At 72.9% G+C, this 26110-nt stretch carries 25 protein-coding genes; 7 read left to right on the top strand and 18 right to left on the bottom strand.

Translation table 11 applies throughout. The features are described from left to right. Positions 1 to 16 precede the first annotated feature (16 nt). The gene (locus BJ958_RS23640; RefSeq protein WP_179729257.1) at positions 17 to 586 is read right to left on the bottom strand and encodes a VldE C-terminal domain-containing protein; all 570 of its coding nucleotides are present in this window, start codon (positions 584 to 586) and stop codon (positions 17 to 19) included. Between the two features lie 36 nt (positions 587 to 622). Further along, on the bottom strand, positions 623 to 1495 hold the full coding sequence (locus BJ958_RS23635; RefSeq protein ID WP_179729256.1) for a LysR substrate-binding domain-containing protein: 873 nt from the start codon (positions 1493 to 1495) through the stop codon (positions 623 to 625). Positions 1496 to 1573: 78 nt separating this feature from the next. Here BJ958_RS23635 and BJ958_RS23630 point away from each other — a divergent pair, with 78 nt between their 5' ends. After that, on the top strand, positions 1574 to 2476 hold the full coding sequence (locus tag BJ958_RS23630; protein WP_179729255.1) for an EamA family transporter: 903 nt from the start codon (positions 1574 to 1576) through the stop codon (positions 2474 to 2476). Between the two features lie 4 nt (positions 2477 to 2480). Here BJ958_RS23630 and BJ958_RS23625 read toward each other — a convergent pair whose 3' ends face one another. After that, complete coding sequence (locus BJ958_RS23625) at positions 2481 to 3137, bottom strand: FadR/GntR family transcriptional regulator (protein ID WP_179729254.1); 657 nt, start codon at positions 3135 to 3137, stop codon at positions 2481 to 2483. Positions 3138 to 3191: 54 nt separating this feature from the next. On the opposite strand from BJ958_RS23625, the gene BJ958_RS23620 reads away from it, so the two are divergent. Continuing rightward, positions 3192 to 4400 carry a CynX/NimT family MFS transporter gene (locus BJ958_RS23620; RefSeq protein WP_179729253.1) on the top strand — a complete coding sequence of 403 codons (1209 nt, stop codon included), beginning with the start codon at positions 3192 to 3194 and terminating at the stop codon, positions 4398 to 4400. On the opposite strand, the gene BJ958_RS23615 is transcribed toward BJ958_RS23620, so the two are convergent. After that, positions 4387 to 5718 (bottom strand): aminotransferase-like domain-containing protein, encoded by a 1332-nt coding sequence (locus BJ958_RS23615; RefSeq protein WP_179729252.1) that lies wholly within the window; start codon positions 5716 to 5718, stop codon positions 4387 to 4389. The genes BJ958_RS23620 and BJ958_RS23615 overlap by 14 nt on opposite strands. A gap of 71 nt (positions 5719 to 5789) precedes the next feature. Here BJ958_RS23615 and BJ958_RS23610 point away from each other — a divergent pair, with 71 nt between their 5' ends. After that, positions 5790 to 6458: a pyridoxamine 5'-phosphate oxidase family protein gene (locus tag BJ958_RS23610; RefSeq protein ID WP_179729251.1), complete on the top strand. Its 669-nt coding sequence runs from the start codon at positions 5790 to 5792 to the stop codon at positions 6456 to 6458. A gap of 2 nt (positions 6459 to 6460) precedes the next feature. On the opposite strand, the gene BJ958_RS23605 is transcribed toward BJ958_RS23610, so the two are convergent. Beyond that, a complete protein-coding gene (locus BJ958_RS23605) occupies positions 6461 to 7120 on the bottom strand; it encodes a response regulator (protein ID WP_179729250.1) in 660 nt (219 codons plus the stop codon). Beyond that, positions 7117 to 8214, bottom strand: coding sequence for a sensor histidine kinase (locus BJ958_RS23600; protein WP_179729249.1), 1098 nt, complete (start codon positions 8212 to 8214; stop codon positions 7117 to 7119). Before BJ958_RS23600 ends, BJ958_RS23605 begins: the two co-directional genes overlap by 4 nt. Before the next feature lie 131 nt (positions 8215 to 8345). Between BJ958_RS23600 and BJ958_RS23595 the strand changes: the two genes are divergently transcribed. Beyond that, positions 8346 to 9230: an ABC transporter ATP-binding protein gene (locus BJ958_RS23595; RefSeq protein WP_179729248.1), complete on the top strand. Its 885-nt coding sequence runs from the start codon at positions 8346 to 8348 to the stop codon at positions 9228 to 9230. Beyond that, a complete protein-coding gene (locus BJ958_RS23590; RefSeq protein WP_179729247.1) occupies positions 9227 to 10087 on the top strand; it encodes an ABC transporter permease in 861 nt (286 codons plus the stop codon). Before BJ958_RS23595 ends, BJ958_RS23590 begins: the two co-directional genes overlap by 4 nt. Positions 10088 to 10280: 193 nt before the next feature. Here the strand turns inward: BJ958_RS23590 and BJ958_RS23585 are convergent, their stop codons facing one another. Continuing rightward, on the bottom strand, positions 10281 to 10766 hold the full coding sequence (locus BJ958_RS23585; protein WP_179729246.1) for a GNAT family N-acetyltransferase: 486 nt from the start codon (positions 10764 to 10766) through the stop codon (positions 10281 to 10283). Between the two features lie 108 nt (positions 10767 to 10874). Between BJ958_RS23585 and serC the strand changes: the two genes are divergently transcribed. Next, on the top strand, positions 10875 to 11999 hold the full coding sequence (gene serC / locus BJ958_RS23580) for a phosphoserine transaminase (protein ID WP_179729245.1): 1125 nt from the start codon (positions 10875 to 10877) through the stop codon (positions 11997 to 11999). Here the strand turns inward: serC and BJ958_RS23575 are convergent, their stop codons facing one another. Further along, the gene (locus BJ958_RS23575; RefSeq protein WP_179729244.1) at positions 12000 to 12275 is read right to left on the bottom strand and encodes a hypothetical protein; all 276 of its coding nucleotides are present in this window, start codon (positions 12273 to 12275) and stop codon (positions 12000 to 12002) included. Positions 12276 to 12654: 379 nt separating this feature from the next. On the opposite strand from BJ958_RS23575, the gene BJ958_RS23570 reads away from it, so the two are divergent. Beyond that, positions 12655 to 13938, top strand: a complete 1284-nt coding sequence (locus BJ958_RS23570; RefSeq protein ID WP_179729243.1) for an HNH endonuclease signature motif containing protein — start codon at positions 12655 to 12657, stop codon at positions 13936 to 13938. A gap of 75 nt (positions 13939 to 14013) precedes the next feature. Here BJ958_RS23570 and BJ958_RS23565 read toward each other — a convergent pair whose 3' ends face one another. The 10 genes from BJ958_RS23565 to BJ958_RS23520 all read right to left on the bottom strand — a co-directional run bounded on the left by BJ958_RS23565 (position 14014) and on the right by BJ958_RS23520 (position 26092). Next, positions 14014 to 14508: an O-acetyl-ADP-ribose deacetylase gene (locus tag BJ958_RS23565; protein ID WP_218866617.1), complete on the bottom strand. Its 495-nt coding sequence runs from the start codon at positions 14506 to 14508 to the stop codon at positions 14014 to 14016. Beyond that, positions 14505 to 14810, bottom strand: coding sequence for a DUF1905 domain-containing protein (locus BJ958_RS23560; protein WP_179729241.1), 306 nt, complete (start codon positions 14808 to 14810; stop codon positions 14505 to 14507). The genes BJ958_RS23565 and BJ958_RS23560 overlap by 4 nt, the downstream gene beginning before the upstream one ends. A 28-nt stretch (positions 14811 to 14838) precedes the next feature. Beyond that, complete coding sequence (locus tag BJ958_RS23555) at positions 14839 to 15789, bottom strand: DNA topoisomerase IB (RefSeq protein WP_179729240.1); 951 nt, start codon at positions 15787 to 15789, stop codon at positions 14839 to 14841. A 28-nt stretch (positions 15790 to 15817) separates the two neighbouring features. Next, positions 15818 to 16768, bottom strand: coding sequence for a WD40 repeat domain-containing protein (locus BJ958_RS23550; RefSeq protein ID WP_179729239.1), 951 nt, complete (start codon positions 16766 to 16768; stop codon positions 15818 to 15820). Then, entirely contained in the window at positions 16765 to 17958 is a 1194-nt protein-coding gene (locus BJ958_RS23545) for a methyltransferase (RefSeq protein WP_179729238.1), read from the bottom strand. Before BJ958_RS23545 ends, BJ958_RS23550 begins: the two co-directional genes overlap by 4 nt. A gap of 120 nt (positions 17959 to 18078) precedes the next feature. Beyond that, the gene (locus tag BJ958_RS23540; RefSeq protein WP_179729237.1) at positions 18079 to 19365 is read right to left on the bottom strand and encodes an iron-containing alcohol dehydrogenase; all 1287 of its coding nucleotides are present in this window, start codon (positions 19363 to 19365) and stop codon (positions 18079 to 18081) included. Further along, complete coding sequence (locus tag BJ958_RS23535; RefSeq protein WP_179729236.1) at positions 19362 to 20246, bottom strand: NUDIX domain-containing protein; 885 nt, start codon at positions 20244 to 20246, stop codon at positions 19362 to 19364. The genes BJ958_RS23540 and BJ958_RS23535 overlap by 4 nt, the downstream gene beginning before the upstream one ends. A gap of 38 nt (positions 20247 to 20284) precedes the next feature. Continuing rightward, positions 20285 to 21523, bottom strand: a complete 1239-nt coding sequence (locus BJ958_RS23530; RefSeq protein WP_179729235.1) for a geranylgeranyl reductase family protein — start codon at positions 21521 to 21523, stop codon at positions 20285 to 20287. A gap of 26 nt (positions 21524 to 21549) precedes the next feature. Continuing rightward, entirely contained in the window at positions 21550 to 22080 is a 531-nt protein-coding gene (locus tag BJ958_RS23525; RefSeq protein WP_179729234.1) for a DUF4232 domain-containing protein, read from the bottom strand. Between the two features lie 133 nt (positions 22081 to 22213). Next, positions 22214 to 26092, bottom strand: a complete 3879-nt coding sequence (locus BJ958_RS23520) for a DNA-directed RNA polymerase subunit beta' (protein WP_179729233.1) — start codon at positions 26090 to 26092, stop codon at positions 22214 to 22216. Positions 26093 to 26110 lie beyond the last annotated feature (18 nt).

The raw sequence follows: 26110 nt of genomic DNA, 5'->3' as shown, positions 1-26110 counted from the left end.
CACCGCCTGACCCGGGCTACAGCCGCCCGGTGTACCAGGACAGCCGACCCCGCGCGCCCTCCCGGGTGAGCGAGATGTGCACGTGGTCGCGGTGCCGCAGGGTGCGGGAGCACTCGCGCTTCGAGGGGCACGCGGCGTTGAGGTACGGCGCGGGGGCGAACCGGCGCCAGGACGACCAGGTGGTGTCGTCCCAGATGACGTACATGACGCCCATCCGCCGGGCCAGTGCGGCGGGGTTGCCGGCGGCATCGGTGGCGAGGAGCGCGGCGAGCAGGCGACGGACCCGCCGCCGGTCCGCCGGTCGGCGCACGTCGACCGACCAGTCGAACGCCCGACCCTCGTCGTGCTCCGAGGGGCTGGTCCCGCACGCGCGGGAGATGCCGCCGAAGGCGCCCCCGAAGCGCCGCACGGTCCACCTCGCCAGGGCCCGGGTACCGACCCGGTCGTGGGGTGAGCAGCGGGTGGGCGGCTCGTACGGCGCGTAGTCCTCGATCGGCGCGTCGTCGGCGACGGCACCCGAGGCGGGCAGCAGCGTCAGCGCCGTCGCCAGCAGGGCGACGGCGAGCAGGGCGCGCACGACGGACACACCCGCCCATCGGCGGCCGGGACGACGACCTGAGGCTCAGACCGCGACGCCGACCTGCTCCAGGAACGCCGCGGCGGCGGGCGAGGGGCCGAACGGGCCCCACACGACGTGCTCGGTGCGCACCGGCGCCCTGGTCACCGGTACGGCGACCAGGCCGGGCAGCTGCTCCACGAACGTCGACGCGAGCAGCGCGACCGCCAGGCCCGCGCGCAGCAGCCGACCCATGAGCAGCATGTCGGTGGTCTCGAAGCTGACCTCGCGCCGCAGCCCGGCGTCGGCGAAGGCGCCGTCGGACTGCAGCCGGCCGGTCGTGCCGGCGGGGAAGTCGACGAAGGTCTCGCCGGCGATCCGGGCCAGGGTCAGCCGCGACCGCCCGGCCAGCGGGTGCTCGGGCGCCATCACGGCCCGGTGCTGGTCTCGCGCGAGCTGGCGCCCGGCGACGCCGGTGATCTCCCAGCCGTCGGGCAGGCCGAGGAAGGCCAGGTCCAGGGAGCCGTCGGCCACCTGCTGCACGTGCGTGTCGCTGTTGCCGCTGGTCAGCCGGACCTGGACCTGCGGGTAGCGCTCGCGGAAGGTCCGCAACGCCTCCGGCACGTCGACCGCAGCCACCGTCGGGATGACGCCGATCGACAGCGGCCCGCGCACCTCGCCGGTCGCGGCGGCGACCTCCGCCCGGGCTCGGTCCGCCGCGTCGAGGCACTGCCGGGCGATCGGCAGGAACGCCTGACCCGCGGCGCTGAGCCGGACCTGGCGACTGGTGCGGTGGAAGAGCCGGACACCCAGCTCCTGCTCGAGCCGGGCGACCTGGTGGCTGAGGGCGGACTGCACGACGAAGCAGGACTCGGCCGCCCGGGTGAAGGACCCGTGCTCGGCGATGGCGACGACGTACCTCATCTGCTGGAGCTCCACCGATCCATCTTGATCCACGATCGATCCAATGAAAAGCATGTGTTGGACTCATTGATCGAACAGGCGGACGCTGGACGCATGACCACCACGCTCGACCGCCCCGCACCTCAGGCGACCACCGGCAGCACCGCGAGCACGGCGGGGCTGACCGCCCTCACCGCCCTCGCCCCGGCCGTCTGGGGCACGACCTACCTGGTCACCACCGAGCTGCTCCCGCCGGGCCACCCGATGTTCGCCGGACTGCTCCGCGCGTTGCCGGCGGGCCTGCTCCTGCTGGCGGTCTTCCGCCGCCTCCCCCGCGGCGCGTGGTGGTGGCGCTCGCTGGCCCTCGGCACGCTCAACATCGGCGCGTTCTTCCCGCTGCTCTTCGTGGCCGCCGAGCGCCTGCCCGGCGGCGTCGCCGCGACGGTCGGTGCAGTCCAGCCGCTGCTGGTGATCGCGCTGGCCCTCCCCCTCCTCGGCGAGCACCCCACCGCGGCACGCGTCGCCTGGGCTCTCGCCGGCGTCGGCGGCGTCGCGCTCGTCGTCCTCGGCCCCGACGCCACCCTCGACCCGGTCGGCCTGCTCGCAGGCCTGGGCGGCGCGCTGTCGATGGCGAGCGGCGTCGTCCTGACCCGCCGCTGGGGACGCCCCGACGGCGTCAGCTCCCCCGTCCTGGTGAGCTGGCTGCTGACCGCCGGCGGCCTGGTGCTGCTGCCGACCACCTTCCTCCTCGAGGGCGCGCCGCCCGCCATCGACGCCCCGGCGGCCGGCGGCTACCTGTGGCTCGGCGCGGTCGGCGGGCTGGCGGCGTACCTGCTCTGGTTCCGCGGCCTGGGCTCGCTGCCGGTTGTGGCGACCGCCCTCCTCGGCCTGCTCTCCCCCGTCGTGGCGGCGGCTCTCGGCTGGCTGGTCCTCGGTGAGGCGCTGCGGCCGGTCCAGCTGGCCGGGTTCGCACTCGCCCTCGCCGCCATCCTCGGCGGCCAGCTCACCCGCCGGTGACCGGTCAGGGGACGACGTGGTCGAGCAGGTCCGCGCTGGCGGTGGCGGCCACGGCCGGGTCGCCGGCGCGGATCGCGTCGAGCACCGCGTCGTGCTCGGCGGCGAGCACGTCGGCGGCGCCGGGGTGCTCGATGCTGGCGCGCAGGGTCTCGACCAGGCCGTCGTAGAGCTCGACGAGGAGCGGGTTGTGGGCCGCAGCCACGACCGCGCAGTGGAAGTCGACGTCGGCGTCGATGAAGGCCGGGCCGTCGCCGTCCAGCACCGCCTGGCGGCGGCGGTCCATGATCGCGTCCATCGAGGCCAGGTCGGCAGCGGTACGACGCTCCGCCGCCAGCGCCGCGGCGCGGACCTCGATCGCGTGCCGGACCTCCAGCAGGTGGGCGATGTCGACCCGGGCGAGCTGCTTGCGCATGAGCGCCTGCATGTCGGTGGTGGCCGCGACGTACGTGCCGTCGCCGCGCCGGACCTGCAGCAGCCCGAGGTGCGCGAGCGCCTTGACCGCCTCGCGCACGGTGTTGCGGCTGACGCCGAGAGCCGCAGCGAGGGCCGGCTCCGGCGGGACCCGGGTGCCGACCTCCCACTCACCACTCTCCAGCAGCGCACGCATCCCCGCGATGGCCTGGTCGACCAGCGAGGCGGGCGTGGTGGGAGCGAGGGGCATGGGAATCCTTCCGGTTATTCGTCCAATGATCGGATGTCTGCGTATCCTAACGGCATGTCCGCCGTGGTCCATGATGCCGCCGCCCTGCCGCCGACCGCATCCGAAGGCTCGCGCGGCCGCGCCAGCCTGGGGCTCGCACTCGCCGTGCTGCTGGTCGCGTTCAACCTGCGCCTCGCGATCACCTCGCTCGGCGCGCTGCTCGACCACCTGGGCGACCTCGGCGTCTCGGCGGCCACGCAGGGCGTGCTGACCTCGGTCCCCGTCGTGTGCTTCGCCGCCGTCGGCGCGACGGCGATGGTCGTCACCCGCCGCATCGGCGTCGACCGCGGCCTGGTCGCCGCACTCGCCCTGATCGCGACCGGCCTGGTGCTGCGCGTCCTCGACGGCACCCCCGCCCTCATCGCGGGCACGGCGGTCGCGTGCTCGGGCATCGCGCTCGGGAACGTGCTCATCCCCGCGATCGTCAAGGAGCACTTCCCCCACCGGATCGGCACCATGACCGGCGCCTACTCCGCCGTGCTCTCCCTCGGCTCGGCCGTCGGCGCCGCGACCACGGTGCCGATCGCCGACGCGGCCGGCTCCTGGCGGGTCGGGCTCGGCGTGTGGGCACTGACCGCCGTCGCCGCCGGGATCGCCTGGGCGCCGTACTGCCGCCGTCGCGACCCGCAGCGCGCCCACGTCCGCAGCACCTCGCTGTGGCGCAGCCCGACCGCGTGGGCGGTCACCCTGGTCTTCGCGACCCAGTCGCTCAACGCCTACGTGATGATGAGCTGGCTCCCGAGCGTGTACGCCGACGCCGGGTTCAGCGACGCGACGGCCGGCCTGCTGCTGGCCACGAGCATCGTCATCGGCGTGCCGTTCTTCTTCGTCGCCCCGATGCTCGCGGTCCGGCTGCGGCACCAGGGCCACCTCGTCCTCGCGCTGACCGCCCTCACGGCGGCCGGCTGGGTGGGCCTGTGGATCGCACCGGTCGGTGGCGCGTGGGTGTGGGCCGCGCTGCTCGGCGCCGGTGGCGCGATCTTCCCCGTGGTGCTCGCCATGTTCGCTCTGCGCACCACCTCCAGCACCCAGACCGGCTCCCTGTCGACCATGGCGCAGAGCGTCGGCTACCTCCTGGCGGCCGGCGGCCCGTTCCTCGTCGGCGTCCTCCACGACGCGTCCGGCACCTGGTCGGCCGCCTACGTCCTGCTCCTCGCCACCGCGGCCGTCCAGGTCGTCGTCGGGTACGTCGCCGGCCGGCCGGTCAGGATCACCGAGAGCTGAGTGCCCCCACCAGCACCGCCAGCGCCCGGTCCAGCTCGTCGTCCGTCGGACCACCGAAGCCGACCACCAGGCCGCTGAGCCGGGCCGTGCGGCAGTAGTCGCGCAGCAGGTTGACCCGGAATCCCGCGTCCTCGGCGGCCGCCCGCACCCGCACCGCGCGGGCGTGGGGCAGCAACCAGGTCGAGTACATGCCGGCGACCGGACCCGCGAGCCCGGCGTACGGCGACAGCGCCTCGACCACCCGCGGCGCGCGCTCGGCATAGACCCGGCGGGCCGAGCGGACCACCGCGTCGACGTACCCGTCGCGCAGCAGGGTCACCAGCGCGCGCTGCACCGGCCACGGCGGGGCGTCGTGGGTGAGCGAGCGGTGGGCGTCGTACGCGTCGAGCAGGCGGTCCGGCACGACCGACCAGCCCAGCCGCAGCGACGGCAGGATCGCCTTCGACGCGGTGCCGAGGTACGCGACCCGGTCGCGGTCGAGCGAGGCGAGCGCCGGCACCGGCGCGACGTCGTAGCGGAACTCGGAGTCGTAGTCGTCCTCGATCACCAGCGCCTCGTCGCGGCGCGCGGTCGCGAGCAGGGTCAGCCGGTCGGCGGCGGGCATCACGCGGCCGAGCGGGTGCTGGTGGGCGGGTGTCACGTACGCGGCGCTGCAGCCGGACAGGTCCGTGACCGGCTCGAGCGCCGGGAGGTCACGCACCTCGCGCCCCGACTCGAGCACCGTCGCGACCGCCGCACGGTAGCCGGGGTCCTCGACCGCCACCGCCGCTCGCGGGAGCACCGCCAGCAGGTGCCGCAGCCCGGCCCCCGTGCCGCCGGTGACCCGCACCCGCTCGGCGTCGACGGCCAGGCCTCGGCCGCGGCCGAGCCGCTCGGCGAGCAGCGCCCGCAGCTCGGGCAGTCCGCGCGGGTCGTCGTACCCCCGCGGTGGCGTCGCCACCGACACCTCCCGCCAGGCCCGCCGCCACACGGCCCGGTGCCGCGGGTCGATCCAGGGCGTGCCGGCGTCGAGCATGACGAGGGGCCGCTCCACGACAGGGGTACGACGACGGCGGGGTGCCGCGGCCCGGCCGCTCGTGCCGCCGGCGACCCAGGTCCCGGACCCCTGCCGCGCCTCCAGCCAGCCCTCGGCGAGCAGCTGGTCGAAGGCCTGCTCGACCACGGAGCGGGAGACGCCGAGGTCGGCGGCCAGGCGCCGGGTCGCGGGCATCCGGTCGTCACGGACGAGCGCGCCGTCGAGCACCAGTTGACGCACCTGGTCGGCGAGCTGGGTGCCGAGCGGTCTCGGGTCGGTCCGGTCGAGGCGAACGGGAAGCATCACAATTGGCCTGTCGGAGTAGCGGTGAAATGGCCCGTGCCTGCAGGCCACTTCCGGACCACGATAGACCCATGAGCGTTGTCATGGAGCCCACCGACCGCACCCGGATCCGCCGCGGCCGCAACCGCGCCGTCGCCGAGCGCACCGACCTGCTGGCCCTGCTGACCGACGCCCTGGTCGCGCACCTCGGCGTCACCGTCGGCGACCACCCGGTGGTGCTGCCGACGGCGTTCGCGGTCGACGTGGACGGCCCCGACGAGGGCGGCACGCTCTACGTGCACGGCTCGGTCGCAGCCCGGTGGCTGCGCTCCTCCGCCGGCACGACCGTGTGCGTCACCGTCACCGAGCTCGACGGGCTGGTCGCCGGCCGCTCGGCCTTCCACCACTCGATGAACTACCGCTCCGCCGTGGTCATCGGGCAGGCCCGGGTCGTCGAGGACGAGGCCGAGCGGCAGCACGCCCTCGACCTGATCGTCGACCACATGCTCCCGGGCCGCTCCGCGACCCTGCGCCCCAGCACCCGCAAGGAGCTGGCCGCCACCGCCGTGCTCGCCGTACCGCTCGCCGAGGCGTCGATGAAGGCCCGCGCCGGCGACCCGGTCGACGAGCCGGAGGACGTCACCGCCGGGATCTGGGGCGGGCACGTCCCGGTCCGGCGGGTGCTCGGCGCCCCGGTCCCGGCGCAGGACAACCTGCCCGGGCTCGACGTACCGGACGACGTGCGGGACCGCGCCTGCTGACGTCAGGACCTCCGCAGCCCGGACTCGATGGCGAAGACGACCAGCTGGGCCCGGTCCCGCGCCTGCAGCTTGACCATCGCCCGGCTGACGTGGGTGCGGACGGTGTCGGGGCTGACGACCAGCGCGTCGGCGATCTCACCGTTGGACATGCCGGTCGCGACCCAGCCGAGGATCTCCCGCTCGCGCTCGGTGAGGTCGCCGATCCGCGGGTGCGGACGCTCGGCACGGCTGGCACCGAAGTGGTCGATCACGGTGCGGGTCACGGACGGCGCGAGCAGTGAGCCGCCCTCGGCCACCACCCGCACCGCGTCAAGGATGGCGGTCGGCTCGGCGTCCTTGAGCAGGAAGCCGCTGGCGCCGTTGCGCAGCGCCTCGAAGACGTACTCGTCGAGCTCGAAGGTCGTCAGCATGACCACCTTGACCGCGGCGAGGGCCGGGTCGGCGGCGACCTCGGCGAGCAGGCCGAGGCCGTCCAGCACGGGCATCCGGATGTCGCAGAGCACCACGTCGGGCGTCGTACGACGCAGCAGGGCGAGCCCCTCGCGTCCGTCCCCCGCCTCGCCGGCCAGCTCGAGGTCCGGCTCGGCGGCGACGAGGGTGGCCAGGCCCATCCGGACCAGCGGCTGGTCGTCGACGAGCGCGACCCGGATGGGAGCGCTCATGCGGGCAGCACCGCGCTGACCTCGAACCCACCGTGCGGCACCGGGCCGGCACGGAAGGTGCCGCCGAGCGCCTCGACGCGCGAGCGCATGCCGCTGATGCCCATGCCCTCATCCTGCACGGCGCCGCCGTGCCCGTCGTCCGAGACGCGCAGCGCCACGCTGTCGGCGCCGCGCTCCCACACGACCGTGGCGGTGCTGGCGGCGGCGTGCCGCAGCACGTTGGTCAGCGCCTCCTGGAGCACCGCGTACGCCGCCGCGCCGCTCTGCGGTGTCAGCTCGCCGGGCTCGCCGATCACCTCGAGCCGCAGGCCGGCCGAGCGCACCCGCTCGACCAGCGCCGGGATCGCCTCGACGCCGGAGGCGGGACGGCGCGGGGCCGGCTCCCCCGCGATCGTCGCCAGCTCGGTGCGCAGCGCGTCGAGGGCCTCGCGGCTGGTGGTGCGGATCGCCTCCAGGCTGGTGCGGGCGGCGGCCGGGTCGCGGTCGAGGACGTGCAGCGCCACGCCGGCCTGCATCGCGATCACCGCCAGGCCGTGGCCGACGCCGTCGTGGAGGTCCTGCGCCATCCGCAGCCGCTCCTCGGCGGCGGCACGCGAGGTACGGTCCACCCACGCAGCCCGGCCCTGCCGGAGCATGCTGCCGATCGCGGCGGCCGCGGACACCAGCGCGCCGATGCCGATGGCCTGCCAGGCGCCCACCGCGAGCTCGTCCCACCGAACGCCGCGAACCACGAGGCCCGCCCAGGTCAGGACGGCCGCGGTCAGCAGCAGCGGGAACCAGGTGGGGAAGGGCCGCCGGGTGGCCACCACGAAGGACGCCACGATCAGCGCGAAGAAGATCGGACCGTTCTCGCCGCCGACGGCGAAGTAGGCGCCGCTCAGCGCACCGGTCGCCGCCAGCAGCACGGGGAACCGGTCGAGCAGCAGCAGCGACGTCGCAGCCGCGGCCGCGAGCACCACGACCAGCACCCGCCCGACGACCCCGCCCTCGACCCGGCCGACGTGCCCGAGGTTCACGGCGAACGAGCCGCCGGTGATGATCACCGCGACCGGGATCAACCACAAGCGCCTCGCCAGCCACACGTTCGTGTCCATGCCCCGAACCTAGGCGAGCCCGCACTCCTCGACGTACGCCGGCGAGAGCCTCCGGCGTACGCAGTCCTGCGTACGCCGCAGCCGCGTGCGGGCGGACGCGCTCGCCGCACGAAGCAGGGAGCGTAGGGGCCATGGATGCACACGGAACGACGGTGGCCGCCACCGACAACCTCACGAAGGTCTACGGGGACCGGGTCGCCGTGGACAGGGTCACGATGACCGTGCAGCGTGGCGAGGTCTACGGCTTCCTCGGCCCCAACGGCGCCGGGAAGACGACGACCCTGCGGATGCTGCTCGGCCTGATCCGGCCGACCTCCGGCACGGCGTACGCCACCGGTTCGATCGGCGCGCTGATCGAGGGGCCCGGCTTCTTCCCCTACCTGTCGGGGCGCGCCAACCTGCGGGTCCTGGCCCGGCACCGCGGCCTGCCCGACGCCGAGGTGGAGCGCGTGCTGGAGCGGGTCGACCTCGCGAGCCGCGGAGACGACCGGTTCAAGGGCTACTCGCTCGGCATGAAGCAGCGTCTCGGCGTCGCCGCCGCGCTGATGGGCGACCCGGAGCTGATCGTCCTCGACGAGCCGACCAACGGCCTCGACCCGGCGGGCATGGCCGACATGCGTGCGCTCGTCGTCGACCTGGCCCGCGGCGGCCAGACCGTGCTGCTGTCGAGCCACCTGCTCACCGAGGTGCAGGAGATCTGCCACCGCGTCGCCGTCATCAACGACGGGCAGCTGCTGCGCGAGGCAGGCGTTGCGGAGCTGCGCGGCGGCGTCTCGCTGCGGGTCCGGGCCACGCCCGAGCCGGAGGCGCTCGCCGTCGCGATGCGGCTGGCCGGCGACGACGGCGTACGACGCGATGCCGAGGGCCTGCTGCTCACCCTGCCGGCCGACCGTGCGCCCGACGTCGCCCGCGCGCTGGTCGGCGCCGGTGTCGACGTCCACGAGATCACCGCTGCCGAGCGCAGCCTCGAGGAGGTCTTCTTCGAGATGACCAGCCAGAAGGAGTCCGTGCGATGAGCACCCTGACCGCCACCACCCGCAGCACCCGGGCCGAGCTGATGCGCCTGCGCGCGTGGCCGGCCGTGTGGATCACGCTCGGCGCCTGGCTCGTGCTGAGCCTGCTGTTCGGCTACCTGTTCACCTATCTGTCGTACACCAGCGGCGACCCGGGCTTCAGCGACGAAGGCACCACCCGGGCCCAGCAGCTCGCACAGATGATGCCGGACGCCGTGCCCGACGTCTTCTTGCAGGGCATGCCGATGTTCGGCGGCGCGCTGATGATGGTGCTGGGCGCGCTCGTCGCCGGCAACGGCTACGGGTGGGGCACCTGGAAGACCCTGTTCTCGCAGGGGGTGCGTCGTACGCCGGCCCTGGTGGGCTCGGTCCTCTCCCTCACCGCGGTCGTCGTCGGCACCCTCGTCGTCACCTTCGCGCTCGACCTCGGCGTCTCCCTGCTGATCGCGACCACCGAGTCGCAGGACGTCGTGATGCCGTCCGCCGGGTCGGTCGCGCAGTCGTTCGGTGCCGGCTTCCTGGTGCTCGAGATGTGGGCCCTGCTCGGCTTCCTGCTCGGCACCCTGGCCCGCGGCCCGGCCCTCTCGGTCGGCCTCGGCCTGGTGTGGGCGCTCGTCGTCGAGAACCTGCTGCGCGGCGTCGGCCAGCTCCTCGGCTGGGTCGAGAACCTCACGGCGGTGCTGCCCGGCACCTCCGCCGGCTCGCTGATCGGCTCGATCGTCTGCGTCGGGGTCGGCGACGGCACCCCCGGCGTCGTCGACACCGTCCCCGGCCCCCGGGCAGCGATCACCGTCGGGGTGTACGTCGTCCTCGCGGTCCTCGCCAGCATCGCGCTCGTCCGGCGGCGGGACGTGACCTGACACCGACCCGGCTCGAAATGGCTCCGGGAAGGGGCCGACCCGTCAGAAGGTAGCTCGCATATCCCGGCGACCCGGCAGAAAGTAGCTCGAGCGCAGGCCACGTTCTGCCGGGTCGATGCGAATTCGGGGCCAGTTCGCGCCGGGTCAGAGCGATTCCGAGGCCAGTTCCTGCCGGGTCGGCGTGGGGGCAGCGTCAGCCGAGCAGCTTGCCGAAGCACCGCGACAGCGGGGCGTCCTTGTAGAACCCGAAGCCGGGGACCTCCTCGTAGCCGGCGCTGCGGTACAGGCTGATCGCCTCGGGCTGCCGCAGCCCGGTCTCCAGGACGGCCAGGTCGTGGCCGGCCTCCCGCGCCGAGTCCTCGAGTGCGGCGAGCACGGCGCGGGCGAACCCGCGGCCCCGCTGCTCGGCGACCACGAACATCCGCTTGACCTCGACCGCGCTGGAGCCGCCCAGCACCTGCACGGGTGACCGGCGCCAGGCGCCGGTCGCGACGGGCGTCCCGGCGTCGTCGTACCCGACCAGGAAGAGGCCCTCGGGGAGGTCGAAGACCGCCGGGTCGACCGGGCTCTCGTCGGGCGAGCCATAGCGCTCGACGTACTCCTGCTGGACACGGGCGACCAGGGTCGCGGCGTCGGGGTGGAGGTAGCCGACGGGGCGCAGGTCGAGGGAGGCTTGCATGGCGAAACCGATTGAACAGGGCCGTGACCGGGCTGTCACAATGGGGACATCTCTGACAGCGTCGTCAGCCTGTCCTCTCTGCCTGTGCCGATCGAGAAGGTTGACCACGTGACCGACATCCAGATCCCCGCCGACCTCAAGCCCGCCGACGGCCGCTTCGGCGCGGGGCCCTCGAAGATCCAGCCGAGCCACCTCACCGCGCTGGCGGCCACCGGCGACCAGTTGATGGGTACGTCGCACCGCCAGGCCCCCGTCCGCAACGTGGTCGGCCGCGTGCTGCAGGGCCTCGGCGACCTGTTCACCCTGCCCGACGGCTACGAGGTCGTGGTCGGCAACGGCGGGGCGACGGCGTTCTGGGACATCGCAGCGTTCGGCCTGATCGAGAAGAAGTCGCAGCACCTGACGTTCGGTGAGTTCTCGAGCAAGTTCGCCTCGTCGGTCAAGGCCGCCCCGTGGCTGGACGCGCCGTCGGTGATCGCCGCCGACCCGGGCTCGCGGCCCGAGGCTGTCGCCGAGGCCGGCGTCGACGTCTACGGCTGGGCCCACAACGAGACCTCGACCGCGGTGATGGCGCCGGTCGTGCGCCCCGAGGGCACGGACGAGGGTGCGCTCGTCCTCATCGACGCCACCTCGGGCGCCGGCGGCCTGCCGGTCGACCTGGCCGAGACCGACGTCTACTACTTCGCGCCGCAGAAGTGCTTCGCCTCGGACGGCGGCCTGTGGTTCGGCATCTTCAGCCCTGCCGCGATCGAGCGCGCCGAGCGGATCGCCGCCACCGACCGCTACATCCCGCCGTTCTTCAACCTCAAGACGGCCATCGACAACAGCCGCCTCAACCAGACCTACAACACCCCGTCGGTCGCCACGCTGTTCCTGATGGCCGAGCAGCTGGACTGGATGAACGGGCAGGGCGGGCTCAAGGGCATGGTCGAGCGGACCACGGCGTCGTCCGACGCGCTCTACGGCTGGGCCGAGCGGACGGCGTACACCACGCCCTACGTCGCCGACCCGAGCCACCGCTCGCTGGTCATCGGCACCATCGACTTCGACGACGCGATCGACGCCGCCGAGATCGCGAAGGTGCTGCGCGCCAACGGGATCGTCGACACCGAGCCGTACCGCAAGCTCGGCCGCAACCAGCTGCGGATCGCGATGTACCCCGCGATCGACCCGGCCGACGTCGAGGCGCTGACGCGGTCGATCGACTACGTCGTCGACGCCCTCGGGGCCTGATCAGGCGTAGACGTCGACCCGGCTCGCACCGAGCGCCACGAACAGCTCGGTGCGGCCGGGACCACGCACGGCTCCCGGGGTGGCCAGCACCTCGGCGACGGCGCGCTCGAGGTCCCGGTGCTCCTGGAAGTGCCGCAGCGCGGCCGAGCGCCACTCGTCGATGTCCGGCCCCATGCCCGGCATCGAGGCGACCGCCCCACGCGACCGCGCCAGCCAGCCCGCGCAGAGGAGGGCGAACGCCATCAGCAGGGCTGCGGTGGTGAGCTCCATCGACATCGTCGTCTCCTCCCGGTCGGGTTGGTGGTTCGGTGCCTGACCAACGAGGTCCGGTACGACGGGTGACGACACCCGCCGAAAATCGGGACCGGGTCCCAGGCGGGTGGCCGACGTACATGGCCGCCTCGTCGAGCCTCGAGACCTCCGGCCGTCCTGGGAGTCTCCGTGGGCGTCGGTTGGGTGGCCGGTTTCGTTCCGAAAGGGCAGTGACGAGGGAGTTGGAGGGGTGGTCGGGTTCCGCGATCGGGCTACGGTCCCGCAGCCACATTCGTGGCATGTCGTGACGTCGGTTCTCCACACCCCGGGAGTCGAGTTTCCCCTGTCCCCAGGCGGGTTCTGAACGTTCGCTTCTGTCGGAGGTGGGTGGGAGAATTCAGTCATGGATCTCGGAACCCGCCACCGTTCGACAACCCCGGTGCTGTCACGGTTGAGCGCCGGGATCCGGGCCCGCAACCAGCTCCTCGTCGAGGAATGGGCGGCGATCGTGGAGTGGGCCGGCGACCACATCGTGTCCGGTCCTCAGGGTGCGGCGACGATCACCGAGGGCTACCTCGACACCGGCGTCCCGATCGCCGGCGCGGGGGCGCCGTTGGTGTCGGAGTTCGCGTTGATGGAGCTCGTCGCGGTCCTCGGCCGCACCCCCGACGGCGGCAAGGCCTACGTCGGACGAGTCATCGAGTGCGCCTGGCGGCTACCCAACGTCTACGACGCCGTCATCGCCGGGAAACTCGCTCCGTGGCGGGCCGAACGGATCGCGGACCTCACCCGCAGCCTGTCGGGTGAGGCGGCGGGGTTCGTGGACCGGCAGCTGTGGAACGCCTCCGGCGTCGGGTGGGCCCAGTTCGAACGCCTCGTTGCGGAGGCGGTGTTGCGGTTCGACCCCGAACGCGCGGAAGCCGACCGGGCCAAGGCTGCCGACCACCGTCACTTCGACATCAGTGACGTGGACGAGCACGGCCTGGTGCACCTCGACGGACTGCTGGATGCCGCCGACGGGCACGACCTCGACCAAGCCGTCGGACGTCGGGCGGAGGTTCTCGGCCGGCTCGGGGATGACTCGTCACTCGACGTGCGGCGGTCGAAGGCGGCGGCCGATCTCGCCCGCCAGGACCTGGCCCTCGACCTGCTGGTCCCGGACCCCGACACCGGGGAGGTGGTCGCGACCGTCCCCGGTCGCAAGGTGGTCCTCAACGTGCACGTCACCGACACCACCCTTGCTGGCCGGAACCCGGTCGGGCGGTGGGACGAGGGCCGCTGCCCGATCACCACCGCGCAGATCCGGGAGTGGCTGCGTGCCCGGCACACCACGATCATCGTGCGGCCGGTCATCGACCTCGCCGACCACCTCCCCGTCACGGCCTACGAGATCCCCGACCGACACAAGACCAGGGTCGCGTTGCGGGACCACACCTGCCGCTTCCCCCACTGCGCCCGTCCCGCGACCCGGTGCGACATCGACCACGCGAAGCCTCACGACCGGGGTGGTCCGACCTGCCCCTGCAACCTCGTCCCGCTCTGCCGGCGGCACCACCGCGCCAAGACCCACTCGACCTGGCGCTACGACACACCGGCGCCGGCCACCTACGTGTGGACCAGCCCCAACGGCTACCGGTTCCGGGTCGACCACCGCGGCACCCACCCCGTCCACCCGCCCGACGAGTAGCGACCCCGCCCCACACCCCGCAGGACTCCACGTCTGCGGGGGCACGGGCATGCCGACCCGACCGCTGGATGAGGTCTACAACCGTCCCGCGATGAGCTCGTAGGCCGAACGCCCGAACGCCACCATCCGGGCGACCTCCACCTGGGTCTGCGTCGCGCGCAGCGTCTCCAGGGCGGCGTCGACGGCGTCCTCCCGCGGCCAGCCGTAGACGCCGGCACTCACCAGCGGGAAGGCGACCGAGCGGGCGCCGAGCTCGTCGGCGACCTCGAGCGCCCGGCGGTAGCAGGAGGTGAGCAGGCTCCGGTCGGTCTCGCCGGCGTTGTGGTTGGGGCCGACCACGTGGATCACCCAGTGCGCGGGCATCAGGCCGGCGGTGGTCCAGCCGGCGTCACCGGTCGCCAGGCCGGCCGGGAAGCGTCGTACGCAGTCGGCGAGGACCTCCGGCCCACCCGCCCGGTGGATCGCTCCGTCGACGCCGCCGCCACCGCGCATCCGGCGGTTGGCGGCGTTGACGACCGCGTCGACCTCCTGCGCGGTGATGTCGCCCTCGACGACCTCGATGTCCATCAGTCGACCGTACGGAGCCGGACCGTGCACGGTCCACCCTCGACGAGGCCCTCGGCCGTGCGGACGGCCTTCTTCACCGGCAGCACGAACGTCTTCTCCTCGGCGCTCGGGAACACCGACGTGCGCCAGGTGCTGGCGCCCACGCTCACCTCGACCCGGACGCTGCCGAAGCCCTTGCGCGGCCCCGCCTCGTCGATCACGTCGGACACCTCGAACGGCAGGCTGACGAAGAACCAGGCGCCGCCGGACTCCTCGTCGCGCGCCTGCCAGCGCCACAGCTCGGCGGTGAACTCGTGCTCGGTCACGTGCCGATCGTTCCACCACCCGCCGACATCAGGTCAGCAGCCGCAGCGTCGCCCGCTCCAACTGCTCCCGTGTCGCGCCCGAGGGCACCCGGATGGTGCGGCCCTCCTCGTACGCGTCGACGACCCGTGGGTCGACGTAGGCCGACCGGGCCAGCGCGGGGGTGTTGCCGAGGAACTCCGCGACCTCCCGCATCGCCGCCGTGACGGCGCGCCGCCGGGCCGTCCTCGACGCATCCGGTCCGGGTGCCCCCGCCAGCGCAGCGGCGGCGAGCACGGTGCCGTGCCAGGTCCGGAAGTCCTTGGCGGTGACGTCCATCCCACTCACCTCGCGCAGGTAGTCGTTGACGTCGGTCCCGGTCACGTCCAGCAGCCGACGGTCCTGCCGCCGACGGCGGCGCCGGCGGTCGAGCGCCTCGACGACGACCGGGTCGTCGATCTCCACGTGGTGCTCGATCCCGGACTTCCCGGTGAACTCGAAGACGAGCGCGTCCCCGGAGCGGCGCACGTGCTGGCGCTCGAGGGTGGTCAGGCCGAAGGAGCCGTACTCCTCGGCGTACACGTCGTTGCCGATCCGGAAGCAGCCCAGGTCGATCAGCCGGACCGCCAGCGCGCAGGTCGCCCGGGAGCCGAGGTCGTCGTCGGCGAGGTCGGCGAGCACCCGCTCGCGCACCCGGGGCAGGCGGCGTCCGAGCCCGACCACCCGTTCGTGCTTCTCGGTCGCCCGCTGCTCCACCCAGTCCGGGTGGTAGAGGTACTGTCGCCGGCCGGCCGCGTCGGTGCCCACCGCCTGCAGGTGACCGTTGGGCCGCGGGCAGATCCACACGTCGGTCCAGGCCGGCGGGATCACCAGCGCCTTGCACCGGGCTGCGTCCTCGGGGCCCAGAGGCCGGCCGTCGAGACCGAGGTGGACGAACCCGCGCCCGGCCCGGCGCCGGGTCCATCCCGGCTCGTCGGGGGACGTACGACGAAGCCGGGCCACGTCGGGGAGGTGCCCCGAACCCGGCGGATCAGTCCCTCGGACGCAGCGAGCGCAGCAGCACCCCGATCATCACCACACCGGCGACGCCGCCGAGCGCCCACGGCCACCACGACCGCTGCTCCTCCGCACGGACGGGTGCCCGCTCGCCGTCCTCCTCCACCTGCTCAGACGGCGACGCCGACGCCCCCTCGAGCGGCAGGTCGACCCGCAGCACCTCGGCCGCCGCGCCCTCCGAGCCGACCAGCACCTCGCCCGACTCGCTGATCGCGAGCCCCTCCCCCTGCTGCTGGCGCGGCAGGTCCACCTGCGCGACCCGCTGCAGCCCGGGCCAGGTGTAGATGGCCGCCTGCCCGTAGTTGCGCAGCACGAGGTGCTTGCCGTCCGGCGTGAAGGTGCCGTCGGTGGCGATGCCGAGGACCTCGTCGACGGCCGTCAGCCGGTTGGGCCCGTCGGGGTCGAGGTGCTCGGGGGCGGCGTACAGGCGGCCGATGAACTCCTTGGCGACCACGTAGAGCCGGCCGGTCGCGGGGTCGGCGAGCAGGGTCTCGGCGTCGTGGGGGCCGTCGGGGTAGACGAGCCGGTACGTCGGCGCGTGCACCTCGCGGTCGCCGCGACCGAAGGGCACCCGGGCCACCTCGACGTGGTCGCGCGAGCCCGCGTTGTCGCCGATGTCGCCGACCCACACCTCTCCCCTGCCTGCCGGGGCAAGTGCCTCGATGTCGGTGGCGTCGCCCTGCCAGCGGGTCACGCCCACGGTGTCACCGGTGGCCGGGTCGACCGTGAAGACCCGGTTGCCGTCGCCGGAGTCGTTCATGGTGACGACCAGGCCGTCGCGGGCGACCAGTCCGCTGGACTCGGTGATCTCGGGGTCGGTGAAGTGGAAGACCGGGTCGGGGGCAGGCGGCTCGACCGCGGCACCCGGCGAGAGGAACCCGATCGCGAAGGGCGCCAGCAGGACCGCGGCGACGAGCTTCCTCACCCGAGCAGCTCCCCGAGGCGGGGGCGGACACCCCACGCGGCCACGAGGGCGTCGTACTCCCCGTCGTCGGCGGCGGCGCCACCGCGCACCGCACGCAGCAGGGTGTTGCGCGGCGTGTGCTGGCTGTCGACGAACTCCATCACGTCCACCCGGTAGCCGGCACGCCGCAGCAGCAGGGCCCGCAGCGTGTCGGTGAGGGTGTCGGCGAACCGCTCGCGGAGGATGCCGTCGCGCACGAGGGCGGCGTAGGGCGCCGGCGGCTCCGTGCGCCGCAGCTGGGCCGCGATGTCGTGGTGACAGCACGGCGCGGCCAGCACGAGCGGCGCGCCCCACTCGACCGCGCGGGCGAGCGCGTCGTCGGTGGCGGTGTCGCAGGCGTGGAGCGCGAGCACGACGTCGGGCGCCTGCTCGAGCTGGGCCTCGCCGATGGTGCCGGCGACGAACGTGGCGTCGATGCCGAGCTCGCGTGCGACCGAGGCGTTGTGGTCGCGCGACTGCTCCTTCACGTCGACGCCGGTGACCCGCACGGGGAGGCCGCGCCGCTCGCTGAGGTAGCGCTGCGCGGCGAAGGTGAGGTAGCCGTTGCCGCAGCCCAGGTCGACCACCCGCAGCGGCTCGTCCGGCGTCGGCCTGCGCAGCCGGCTCTTCGCGATCGCCTCGGTGACCGAGCGGTCCAGGATCCGCAGGAAGTCCTCGACCTGGCGGTACTTCGCCATCCGGCTCGGCTTGATCCGGCCCTGCGCGTCGGCCAGCCCGAGCGCGGCGAACACCGGGTCGTCCCCGGGCAGCAGCCGCTCCTTGGCCCGGTCGTGCCCCCGCTCGGCCGGCACCTCTCCCGACCGCTGCGCCGTGTGCACCAGCGCGGCGCCCTTCTTGGTCACCCGCAGGCTGAGCTGCTGCTGCGCGGTCTCGACGGTCCAGTTGCCGAACGGCTCGGCCAGCAGCGCGTCGACGGCCTGCTCGGCCGCCTCTCCGCGCAGGTGGTTGGCCGTGTGCGCCTGGGTGGCGTCGTACCGGACGACCTGGAGGTGCCGCCCCGCCTTGAGGTCCACCCACCGCAGCTCGACCCGGCGCCACGGGGGCACGGCGGCCTTGCGGCGCCCCGACGCGACGGCCCGCACCAGGCGCTCGTCGGCCAGCAGGTCCGCCCGGACCCGCGCCAGCGCCTCGTCGAGGGACCCGCTGCTCACTTGACCAGGGACGTCACGAGGACGATGAGCAGGAGTGCCACCAGCGCGGCCGGGATGATCAGGCGGCGGTGACGGGGGTTCACCCGGCAATCCTACGGTGGCGGGCTCCGCCGGCCACGATCACCAGTGCTCGAGCGAGGCTGTCATGATCGTGGCCAGGTCCTCGCCGGCCACCTCCTTGGGCGCGGTGGCGAGCAGCCGCTGCTGCTGGAGGGCGCCCTCGACCAGCGCGTCGACGTCGCCGGCGCCGTAGCCGACCTCGGCCAGGCCGTTGGGGATCCCGATGTCGCGCATCAACGACGCGATCACGCCCGGGAGCACCGAGGCGTCCGAGCCGGAGACCCCCGGCGAGAGCAGCTGCGCGGCGCGCAGGTGCCGCTCGGGCGCGGCGTCGAAGGTGAACCGGAACGCCTCCGGCGCCGTGAGCGCGACGGCCATGCCGTGCGGCACCATCGCCTCGTCCTGCGGGTAGTCGGCGGGGCGGAAGTCGCGGACCCGGCCGGCGATCGGGTAGGCGTTGGCGTGCGGGATGTGCACGCCCGCGTTGCCGAACCCGAGGCCGGCGAAGGTCGCCGCGAGCGCCATCTGCTCGGCCGCCTCGCCGCCGTCGTCGCCCTCGCGCGCCGCGCGTACAGCGGCCCGGAACGCCCCCGACAGCATCCCCATCGCCTTCTCCGACCACAGGTCCGCGATCGGGTTCGAGCCGCAGTACGGCACCCGCTGCTGCGGCTCCTTGGCCGGGAACTCGCCGTACCAACGGGCGGTGTAGCTCTCCAGCGCGTGGCACAGGATGTCCATCCCGGCCGCCGCGATCACGCCCGCGGGCTGGGTCGCCGACAGCGCCGGGTCGACGACGGCCAGGCGCGGGCGCAGCGCGGGGTGGCTGATGCCGGTCTTCACCTTGAGCGCCAGCACGTCCATCACGCAGATCGTGGTCGACTCCGCGCCGGTCCCGGTCGTGGTCGGTACGGCGGCCAGCGGCAGCACCGGCTGCTGAGGGGCCCGTGCCTTGCCGATGGGCGCGTTGACGTAGTCCATCAGCTCGCCCGGGTTTGTCACGAGCAGCGCGACCGCCTTCGCGGTGTCGATCGCGGAGCCGCCACCGACGGCCACCACCGCGTCGAACGGACCCTCGCCGCGGGCGAACGCGACCGCCTCCTCCAGGGAGGCGTCGGTCGGCTCCACCCGCGCGCCGGCGTAGGTGAGGACCTCGACGCCGTGGGTGCGCAGCGAGGCCGCGACCGTCTCGGCGTGGCCGGCGGCCAGCACCCCCGGGTCGGTGACCAGGAGGGCACGACGCGCGCCCCAGTCACGGACGTCGTACCCGACCTCGGCGGCGGCACCCCGCCCGAACTTGAGGGCGGGGGCGGCGTAGGTGAAGACGGTCTCGCTGTGCTCCGGGCTCACGCCGACACGTTATCGCCGGCCGCCTCGATGGCGGCCCGGACCGAGCCGTAGACCTTGATCCTGCGCTCGGCCACGTCGGCCAGCGGCACCCACGCGGCGAGGTCGGTCGTGCCGTCCTCCTCCACGACGTGCGGCTCCCCCGGCCCGACCTCGGCGCGGTAGATGATCCCGATCGCGTGGAAGTCCTCCTCGCGCCCGTTGGGCGCGGTGCCGGTGAAGTGGTGGTCGAGCACGGTCAGCAGCTCGCCGGCCTCCCCCTCGAGCCCGCACTCCTCCCACAGCTCGCGGCGGATGGTGTCGGCGGGCGACTCGCCGTGGTCGATCCCGCCACCCGGCAGGTGCCAGGTCCCGGGGTCGGGGGCGAGGTCGGAGGTGCGGGTCAGCAGGATCGCGTCGTCGCGCACGACGTAGGCGTAGGCGGCGGTGCGCTGCCGCTGGCGCACGGCGTACGACGCGAGCGCGTCGGTCACCAGGCTGACGGTCGGCACGGTGCCGTCGAGCACGGCGGGGATCGGCTTCCAGGCCGCCTCGGCTGTCGACCCGTCGACCTCGGTGACGTGCGGCTCGGGGGCGTCGGCGGGCACCCAGCCCTCGTAGACGATCCGCACCGAGTGCGCGTCGACCCGCCGCCCGCGGCGCCACGAGTCGGCGACGTGGAGCGAGTGGACGTGGGCGGTCTCGCCGACCTCGGCGTGCAGCCCGGTCTCCTCGTAGACCTCGCGCACGACCGCGTCCCTCGGGTCCTCGCCGTGGTCGACGCCGCCGCCCGGCAGGGACCACAGCTCGCGCTTGGTCACCCGCTCCGCCAGCCGGGAGAGCAGGATCTGGTCGCCGCGGACGATGACGGCGTACGCCGCCAGCCGCTGCACCCGCTGCCCCATGGCCTGACCTCCTCTGTCCTCCACCCTAGTGGCGGGCGTCAGGAGAAGGGCGGGCGGCTGTCGCGGGCCAGCGAGTGGCGTCCGGCCCAGCGCCACAGGCGCGCGGAGCGGTCGCGGTCCTCGTCGGTGACCAGGTTGCCCATCCAGCGCAGCGCGAGGGTCATCAGCAGGTCGGAGCGCATCCCGACCGGCCCGAGCGCCGGCAGCAGCCGGGGCACGGTGACCAGCCCGGCGAGCCGGCGGGCGATGGAGAACGACTCCCCGTAGTGCTCGCGCAGGATCGCGGGCCAGACCGCACCGAGGTCGGCGTCGGGGGAGGTGGCGAGCAGCTCGGCGACCACCCGACCGGTCTCCAGGCCGTAGTCGATGCCCTCGCCGTTGAGGGGGTTGACGCACGCCGCGGCGTCACCGATCAGCGCCCAGTTGCGGCCCGCGACGTTGGACACGGCACCACCCATCGGCAGCAGCGCGGACGTCGGGGCGCGCAGCTCCTCACCGAGACCGAACTCCTCACGCAACCGGTCGGCGTACAACTTCATCAGGGGCTTGATCGCCACGTCCGCGGGCCGCTTGGCCGTCGCGAGCGTGCCGGCGCCGAGGTTGACCTCACCCGTGCCGGCGCCGAGCGGGAAGATCCAGCCGTAGCCGGACAGGATCTCGTCCTGCTCGCCGCGCAGCTCGAGGTGCGAGCTGATCCACGGGTCGTCGGCGCGGGTCGAGGTGACGTAGGAGCGGCCGGCGACGCCGTAGACCGTGTCACGGTGCCACTCACGCCCGAGCACCTTGCCCAGCGACGAGCGCACCCCGTCGGCCACGACGAGCCGCTTGCAGGCGATCTCGCGCCCGTCCTTGAACAGCACCGCGGCGACCCGGTCGCCGTCCCTGCGTACCTCGACCGCCCGCGCCCCGTCGAGCGCCGTCGCCCCGGCCTTGATCGCGGTGGTGCGCAGGTGGTCGTCGAGCTCGGTCCGCGCGATCGCACTGCCCCAGTCGGGCAGGTTGCCACCGGGCCACGGCAGGTGCAGCGTCTGCCCGAACCCGTGCGCGCGCAGCCCCTGGTTGACGGTGTGCGAGCGCACCCAGTCACGCAGCCCGAGCCGCTCCAGCTCACCGATCGCGCGCGGCGTGAGGCCGTCGCCGCAGGTCTTGTCGCGCGGGAACACCGCCGCGTCGGCCAGCACCACGTCGAGACCGGCCCGCGCCGCCCAGGCGGCGGCCGCCGACCCGGCCGGACCGGCACCGACGACGAGGACATCGGTCTGCAGGGGTGCGCTCACCCCGTGATTCTCTCAGGCGACCCGACTCATCCCCGCTTCCGGTACGCCGTGTGCGAGATCAGGTGCACCGCCGGGTCCAGGCAGCCGGTGGTCGGGTGCGCCACGAACTGCGAGCGGGTGGCGTTCGGGACGTAGATCCGGAACCCGTCGACGGCGTGCGGCCTGCAGGTCGCGGCGTCGTAGTTCTCGGCGACGGTCTCGTCGACGCGGCTCACGGCGCGCTGCCCGGGCCGCAGCACGAACGAGCCTCCGGAGCCCTGTCTGTCCGCCGGCGCACCGATCTGGGTGCCGTTGCCGTCGCCGACGTAGGACAGACCGCCGAAGCCGCCCGTGCGGCACGGCTGGCCGGACACGTTGCGCAGCACGATCTTCCCGAACCGGTGCCCGGCGCCGTTGTCGGTGGCGCGGTAGCGGGCGTGCAGGTCGGCGTTGTGGCAACGCGGGACCGCGGACGCGACGGCAGCGGCGGCGGACGGGGTGCCGGCGGCCGCCGGCACGGAGAACGACCCCGCCGCCACGAGGAGCGCGGCGGCGGGCAGAAGCAGGAACCTGTTCACACCCTGTAGAACGAGCGGCGGGTCGGTGTGGTTGCTTCACGACTGGATCTCGACACGCCGAAGGCCCCCGCGAGCAAGCTCGCAGGGGCCTTCGTCTACTCGATCTGGCTCTTACACCAGAACTTCGTTTCGCTCAGTTCTGGTACGAGCCGAAGTCGAAGTCGTCCAGTGCCACGGCCTGGCCCTGGTTGCCGAACTCGTAGTCGTAGGACTCGTAGCCCGTGACGGCGTACGCCGCGGCGCGCGCCTCCTCGGTCGGCTCGACCCGGATGTTCCGGTACCGCTCCAGGCCGGTGCCGGCCGGGATCAGCTTTCCGATGATCACGTTCTCCTTCAGGCCACGCAGGCTGTCGGAGCGGCCGTTGATCGCGGCGTCGGTGAGGACCCGGGTGGTCTCCTGGAAGGAGGCCGCCGAGAGCCACGACTCGGTCGCGAGCGAGGCCTTGGTGATGCCCATCAGCTCGGGACGACCCGAGGCCGGCTTGCCGCCCTCGGAGACCACGCGGCGGTTCTCCTCCTCGAACCGGACCCGGTCGACGAGGTCGGACGGGAGCAGGTTGGTGTCACCCGACTCGAGCACCGTGATCCGGCGCAGCATCTGCCGCACGATGATCTCGATGTGCTTGTCGTGGATCGACACACCCTGCGACCGGTAGACCTCCTGGACCTGGTCGACGAGGTGCTGCTGGGTCTTGCGGACACCCAGGATGCGCAGCACCTCCTTCGGGTCCTCGGTACCGGCGGTGAACTTGTCGCCCACCTCGACCCGGCCGCCGTCCTCCACGAGGAGGCGCGAGCGGCGGGACACCGGGTACTCCTTGACCTCGCTGCCGTCGTCGGGGGTGACGACGATGATGCGGGCCTTGTCGGTCTCCTCGATCTGCACGCGGCCGGCGGCCTCGGAGATCTGGGCGTGACCCTTGGGGGTGCGGGCCTCGAAGAGCTCGACCACGCGGGGCAGACCCTGCGTGATGTCGTCGGCCGAGGCCACACCACCGGTGTGGAAGGTACGCATCGTCAGCTGCGTGCCGGGCTCACCGATCGACTGGGCCGCGATGATGCCGACGGCCTCACCGATGTCGACGAGCTTGCCGGTGGCCAGCGAGCGGCCGTAGCACTTCGCGCAGGTGCCGGTGCGGGCGTCGCAGGTCAGGACCGAGCGGACCGTGACCTCCTTGATGCCGGCCTCGATGAGCTCGGCGATCTTGACGTCTCCGAGGTCCTCACCCGCGGCGGCGAGCACGGCGCCCGTCTCCGGGTGGGTGATCTCCTTGGCGGCCGAACGGGCGTACGCCGCGGTCTCGGCGTTCTCGTCCTTGACGACGACGCCGTTCTCGTCGGTGACACCGATCACCTTGGGCAGGCCGCGCTCGGTGCCGCAGTCCTCCTCGCGGATGATGACGTCCTGCGACACGTCGACCAGACGACGGGTCAGGTAACCCGAGTCGGCGGTCCGCAGCGCGGTGTCCGCCAGACCCTTGCGGGCACCGTGGGTGGAGATGAAGTACTCCAGCACGGAGAGACCCTCGCGGAAGTTGGCCTTGATCGGCCGCGGGATGATCTCGCCCTTCGGGTTGGCCACCAGACCACGCATGGCGCCGACCTGGTTGATCTGGTTGAAGTTACCCGAGGCACCCGAGTGCACCTGCACGTAGATCGGGTTGGTCGGGTTGGCCTCGAAGGTGGAGCGCAGGGCCTTGCCGACCTCCTGGCTCGCCTTCGTCCAGATCTCGATGAGCTCCTGGCGGCGCTCCTCGTCGGTGACCAGACCGCGCTCGTACTGCTTCTGGATCTTGGCCGCCGACTCCTCGTGCACGGCCAGGATCTCGGCCTTGTTCGGGGGCGTGATGACGTCGTCGATCGACACGGTCACACCGGAGCGGGTGGCCCAGTGGAAGCCGTTGTCCTTGAGCGCGTCCAGGGACGCCGCGACGACGACCTTGGGGTAGCGCTCGGCGAGGTCGTTGACGATCGCGCCGAGGCGCTTCTTGCCGACCTCCTCGTTGACGTAGGGGTAGTCGGCCGGCAGCGCGTCGTTGAAGATCGTGCGGCCCAGGGTGGTCTCGACCAGGGTGGCCTCACCCTCCTCGACACCCTCGAGCGCGACGTTGGTCAGGCGGATGCGCACCCGGTCCTGCAGCGTGATCTCGCCACGGTCGTAGGCCATGATCGCCTCGGCCGGGGACATGAACGAACGCAGGTGGGTCTCACCGTCGACCTCGACCGTCGCCTCGCCACGCTCGGTGGTGAGGAAGAACAGGCCGATGATCATGTCCTGGGTCGGCATGGTCACCGGACGGCCGTCCGACGGCTTGAGGATGTTGTTGGTCGACAGCATCAGGATCCGCGCCTCGGCCTGGGCCTCGGCGGACAGCGGCAGGTGCACGGCCATCTGGTCGCCGTCGAAGTCCGCGTTGAACGCGGTGCAGACGAGCGGGTGGAGCTGGATGGCCTTGCCCTCGATCAGCTGCGGCTCGAAGGCCTGGATGCCGAGGCGGTGCAGGGTGGGCGCACGGTTGAGCAGCACGGGGTGCTCGGTGATGACCTCTTCGAGGACGTCCCACACGACCGGACGCGCACGCTCGACCATCCGCTTGGCGGACTTGATGTTCTGCGCGTGCGAGAGGTCCACGAGCCGCTTCATGACGAAGGGCTTGAAGAGCTCCAGCGCCATCTGCTTGGGCAGACCGCACTGGTGCAGCTTCAGCTGCGGACCCGAGACGATGACCGAACGACCCGAGTAGTCGACGCGCTTTCCGAGCAGGTTCTGGCGGAAGCGGCCCTGCTTGCCCTTGAGCATGTCGGACAGCGACTTCAGCGGCCGGTTGCCCGGGCCGGTGACGGGACGACCACGGCGACCGTTGTCGAACAGCGAGTCGACGGCCTCCTGGAGCATCCGCTTCTCGTTGTTGACGATGATCTCCGGCGCGCCCAGGTCCAGCAGCCGCTTGAGGCGGTTGTTGCGGTTGATGACGCGGCGGTAGAGGTCGTTGAGGTCCGAGGTCGCGAACCGGCCACCGTCGAGCTGCACCATCGGGCGCAGGTCCGGCGGGATGACCGGGACGGCGTCGAGGACCATGCCGACCGGCTTGTTGCCGGTCTTGCGGAACGCCTCGACGACCTTGAGCCGCTTGAGGGCGCGGACCTTGCGCTGGCCCTTGCCCGTCGCGATGGTCTCGCGCAGGCTCTCGACCTCGGCGTCGAGGTCGAAGGACTGCAGGCGCTTCTGGATCGCCGTGGCGCCCATGTGGCCCTCGAAGTACTTGCCGAACCAGTTCTTCATCTCGCGGTAGAGGACCTCGTCACCCATGAGGTCCTGCACCTTGAGGCTCTTGAACGTGTCCCAGACCTCCTCGAGGCGGTCCAGCTCGCGCTGGGCGCGGTCGCGGAGCTGCTTGAGCTCACGCTCGGCACCGTCACGCACCTTGCGGCGCTGGTCGGCCTTGGCACCCTCCGCCTCCAGGGCGGCGAGGTCCTCCTCGAGCTTCTTGGTGCGGTCCTCGAGGCCGGCGTCGCGGCGCTTCTCGATCGACTCGCGCTGCAGCTGGATCTTGCCCTCGAGCGCGGTCAGGTCGCGGTGGCGGGCGTCCTCGTCGACGGCGGTGATCATGTACGCCGCGAAGTAGATGACCTTCTCGAGGTCCTTCGGGGCCAGGTCGAGGAGGTAGCCGAGGCGGCTCGGGACACCCTTGAAGTACCAGATGTGGGTGACCGGCGCGGCCAGCTCGATGTGGCCCATCCGCTCACGGCGGACCTTCGAGCGGGTCACCTCGACGCCGCAGCGCTCGCAGATGATGCCCTTGAAGCGGACGCGCTTGTACTTGCCGCAGTAGCACTCCCAGTCCCGGGTGGGACCGAAGATCTTCTCGCAGAAGAGGCCGTCACGCTCGGGCTTGAGCGTGCGGTAGTTGATGGTCTCCGGCTTCTTGACCTCGCCGTGGCTCCACGTACGGATGTCGTCCGCGGTGGCCAGGCCGATCTGAAGCTGGTCGAAGAAGTTAACGTCGAGCACGGTGGCTGCTGTCCTTCG

It is taken from the genome of Nocardioides kongjuensis (assembly GCF_013409625.1).
GTDB classification, from domain to species: domain Bacteria; phylum Actinomycetota; class Actinomycetes; order Propionibacteriales; family Nocardioidaceae; genus Nocardioides; species Nocardioides kongjuensis.
This window is presented reverse-complemented; position numbering and strand designations above follow the sequence as displayed.

Coding starts and splice junctions, on each gene's coding strand:
- BJ958_RS23570 (WP_179729243.1), top strand. CDS start 12,655: ATGGATCTCGGAACCCGCCACCGTTCGACAACCCCGGTGCTGTCACGG.
- BJ958_RS23590 (WP_179729247.1), top strand. CDS start 9,227: ATGAGCACCCTGACCGCCACCACCCGCAGCACCCGGGCCGAGCTGATG.
- BJ958_RS23600 (WP_179729249.1), bottom strand. CDS start 8,214: ATGGACACGAACGTGTGGCTGGCGAGGCGCTTGTGGTTGATCCCGGTC.
- BJ958_RS23585 (WP_179729246.1), bottom strand. CDS start 10,766: ATGCAAGCCTCCCTCGACCTGCGCCCCGTCGGCTACCTCCACCCCGAC.
- BJ958_RS23535 (WP_179729236.1), bottom strand. CDS start 20,246: ATGGGGCAGCGGGTGCAGCGGCTGGCGGCGTACGCCGTCATCGTCCGC.
- BJ958_RS23595 (WP_179729248.1), top strand. CDS start 8,346: ATGGATGCACACGGAACGACGGTGGCCGCCACCGACAACCTCACGAAG.
- BJ958_RS23620 (WP_179729253.1), top strand. CDS start 3,192: ATGTCCGCCGTGGTCCATGATGCCGCCGCCCTGCCGCCGACCGCATCC.
- BJ958_RS23575 (WP_179729244.1), bottom strand. CDS start 12,275: ATGTCGATGGAGCTCACCACCGCAGCCCTGCTGATGGCGTTCGCCCTC.
- BJ958_RS23615 (WP_179729252.1), bottom strand. CDS start 5,718: ATGCTTCCCGTTCGCCTCGACCGGACCGACCCGAGACCGCTCGGCACC.
- BJ958_RS23610 (WP_179729251.1), top strand. CDS start 5,790: ATGAGCGTTGTCATGGAGCCCACCGACCGCACCCGGATCCGCCGCGGC.
- BJ958_RS23625 (WP_179729254.1), bottom strand. CDS start 3,137: ATGCCCCTCGCTCCCACCACGCCCGCCTCGCTGGTCGACCAGGCCATC.
- BJ958_RS23630 (WP_179729255.1), top strand. CDS start 1,574: ATGACCACCACGCTCGACCGCCCCGCACCTCAGGCGACCACCGGCAGC.
- BJ958_RS23605 (WP_179729250.1), bottom strand. CDS start 7,120: ATGAGCGCTCCCATCCGGGTCGCGCTCGTCGACGACCAGCCGCTGGTC.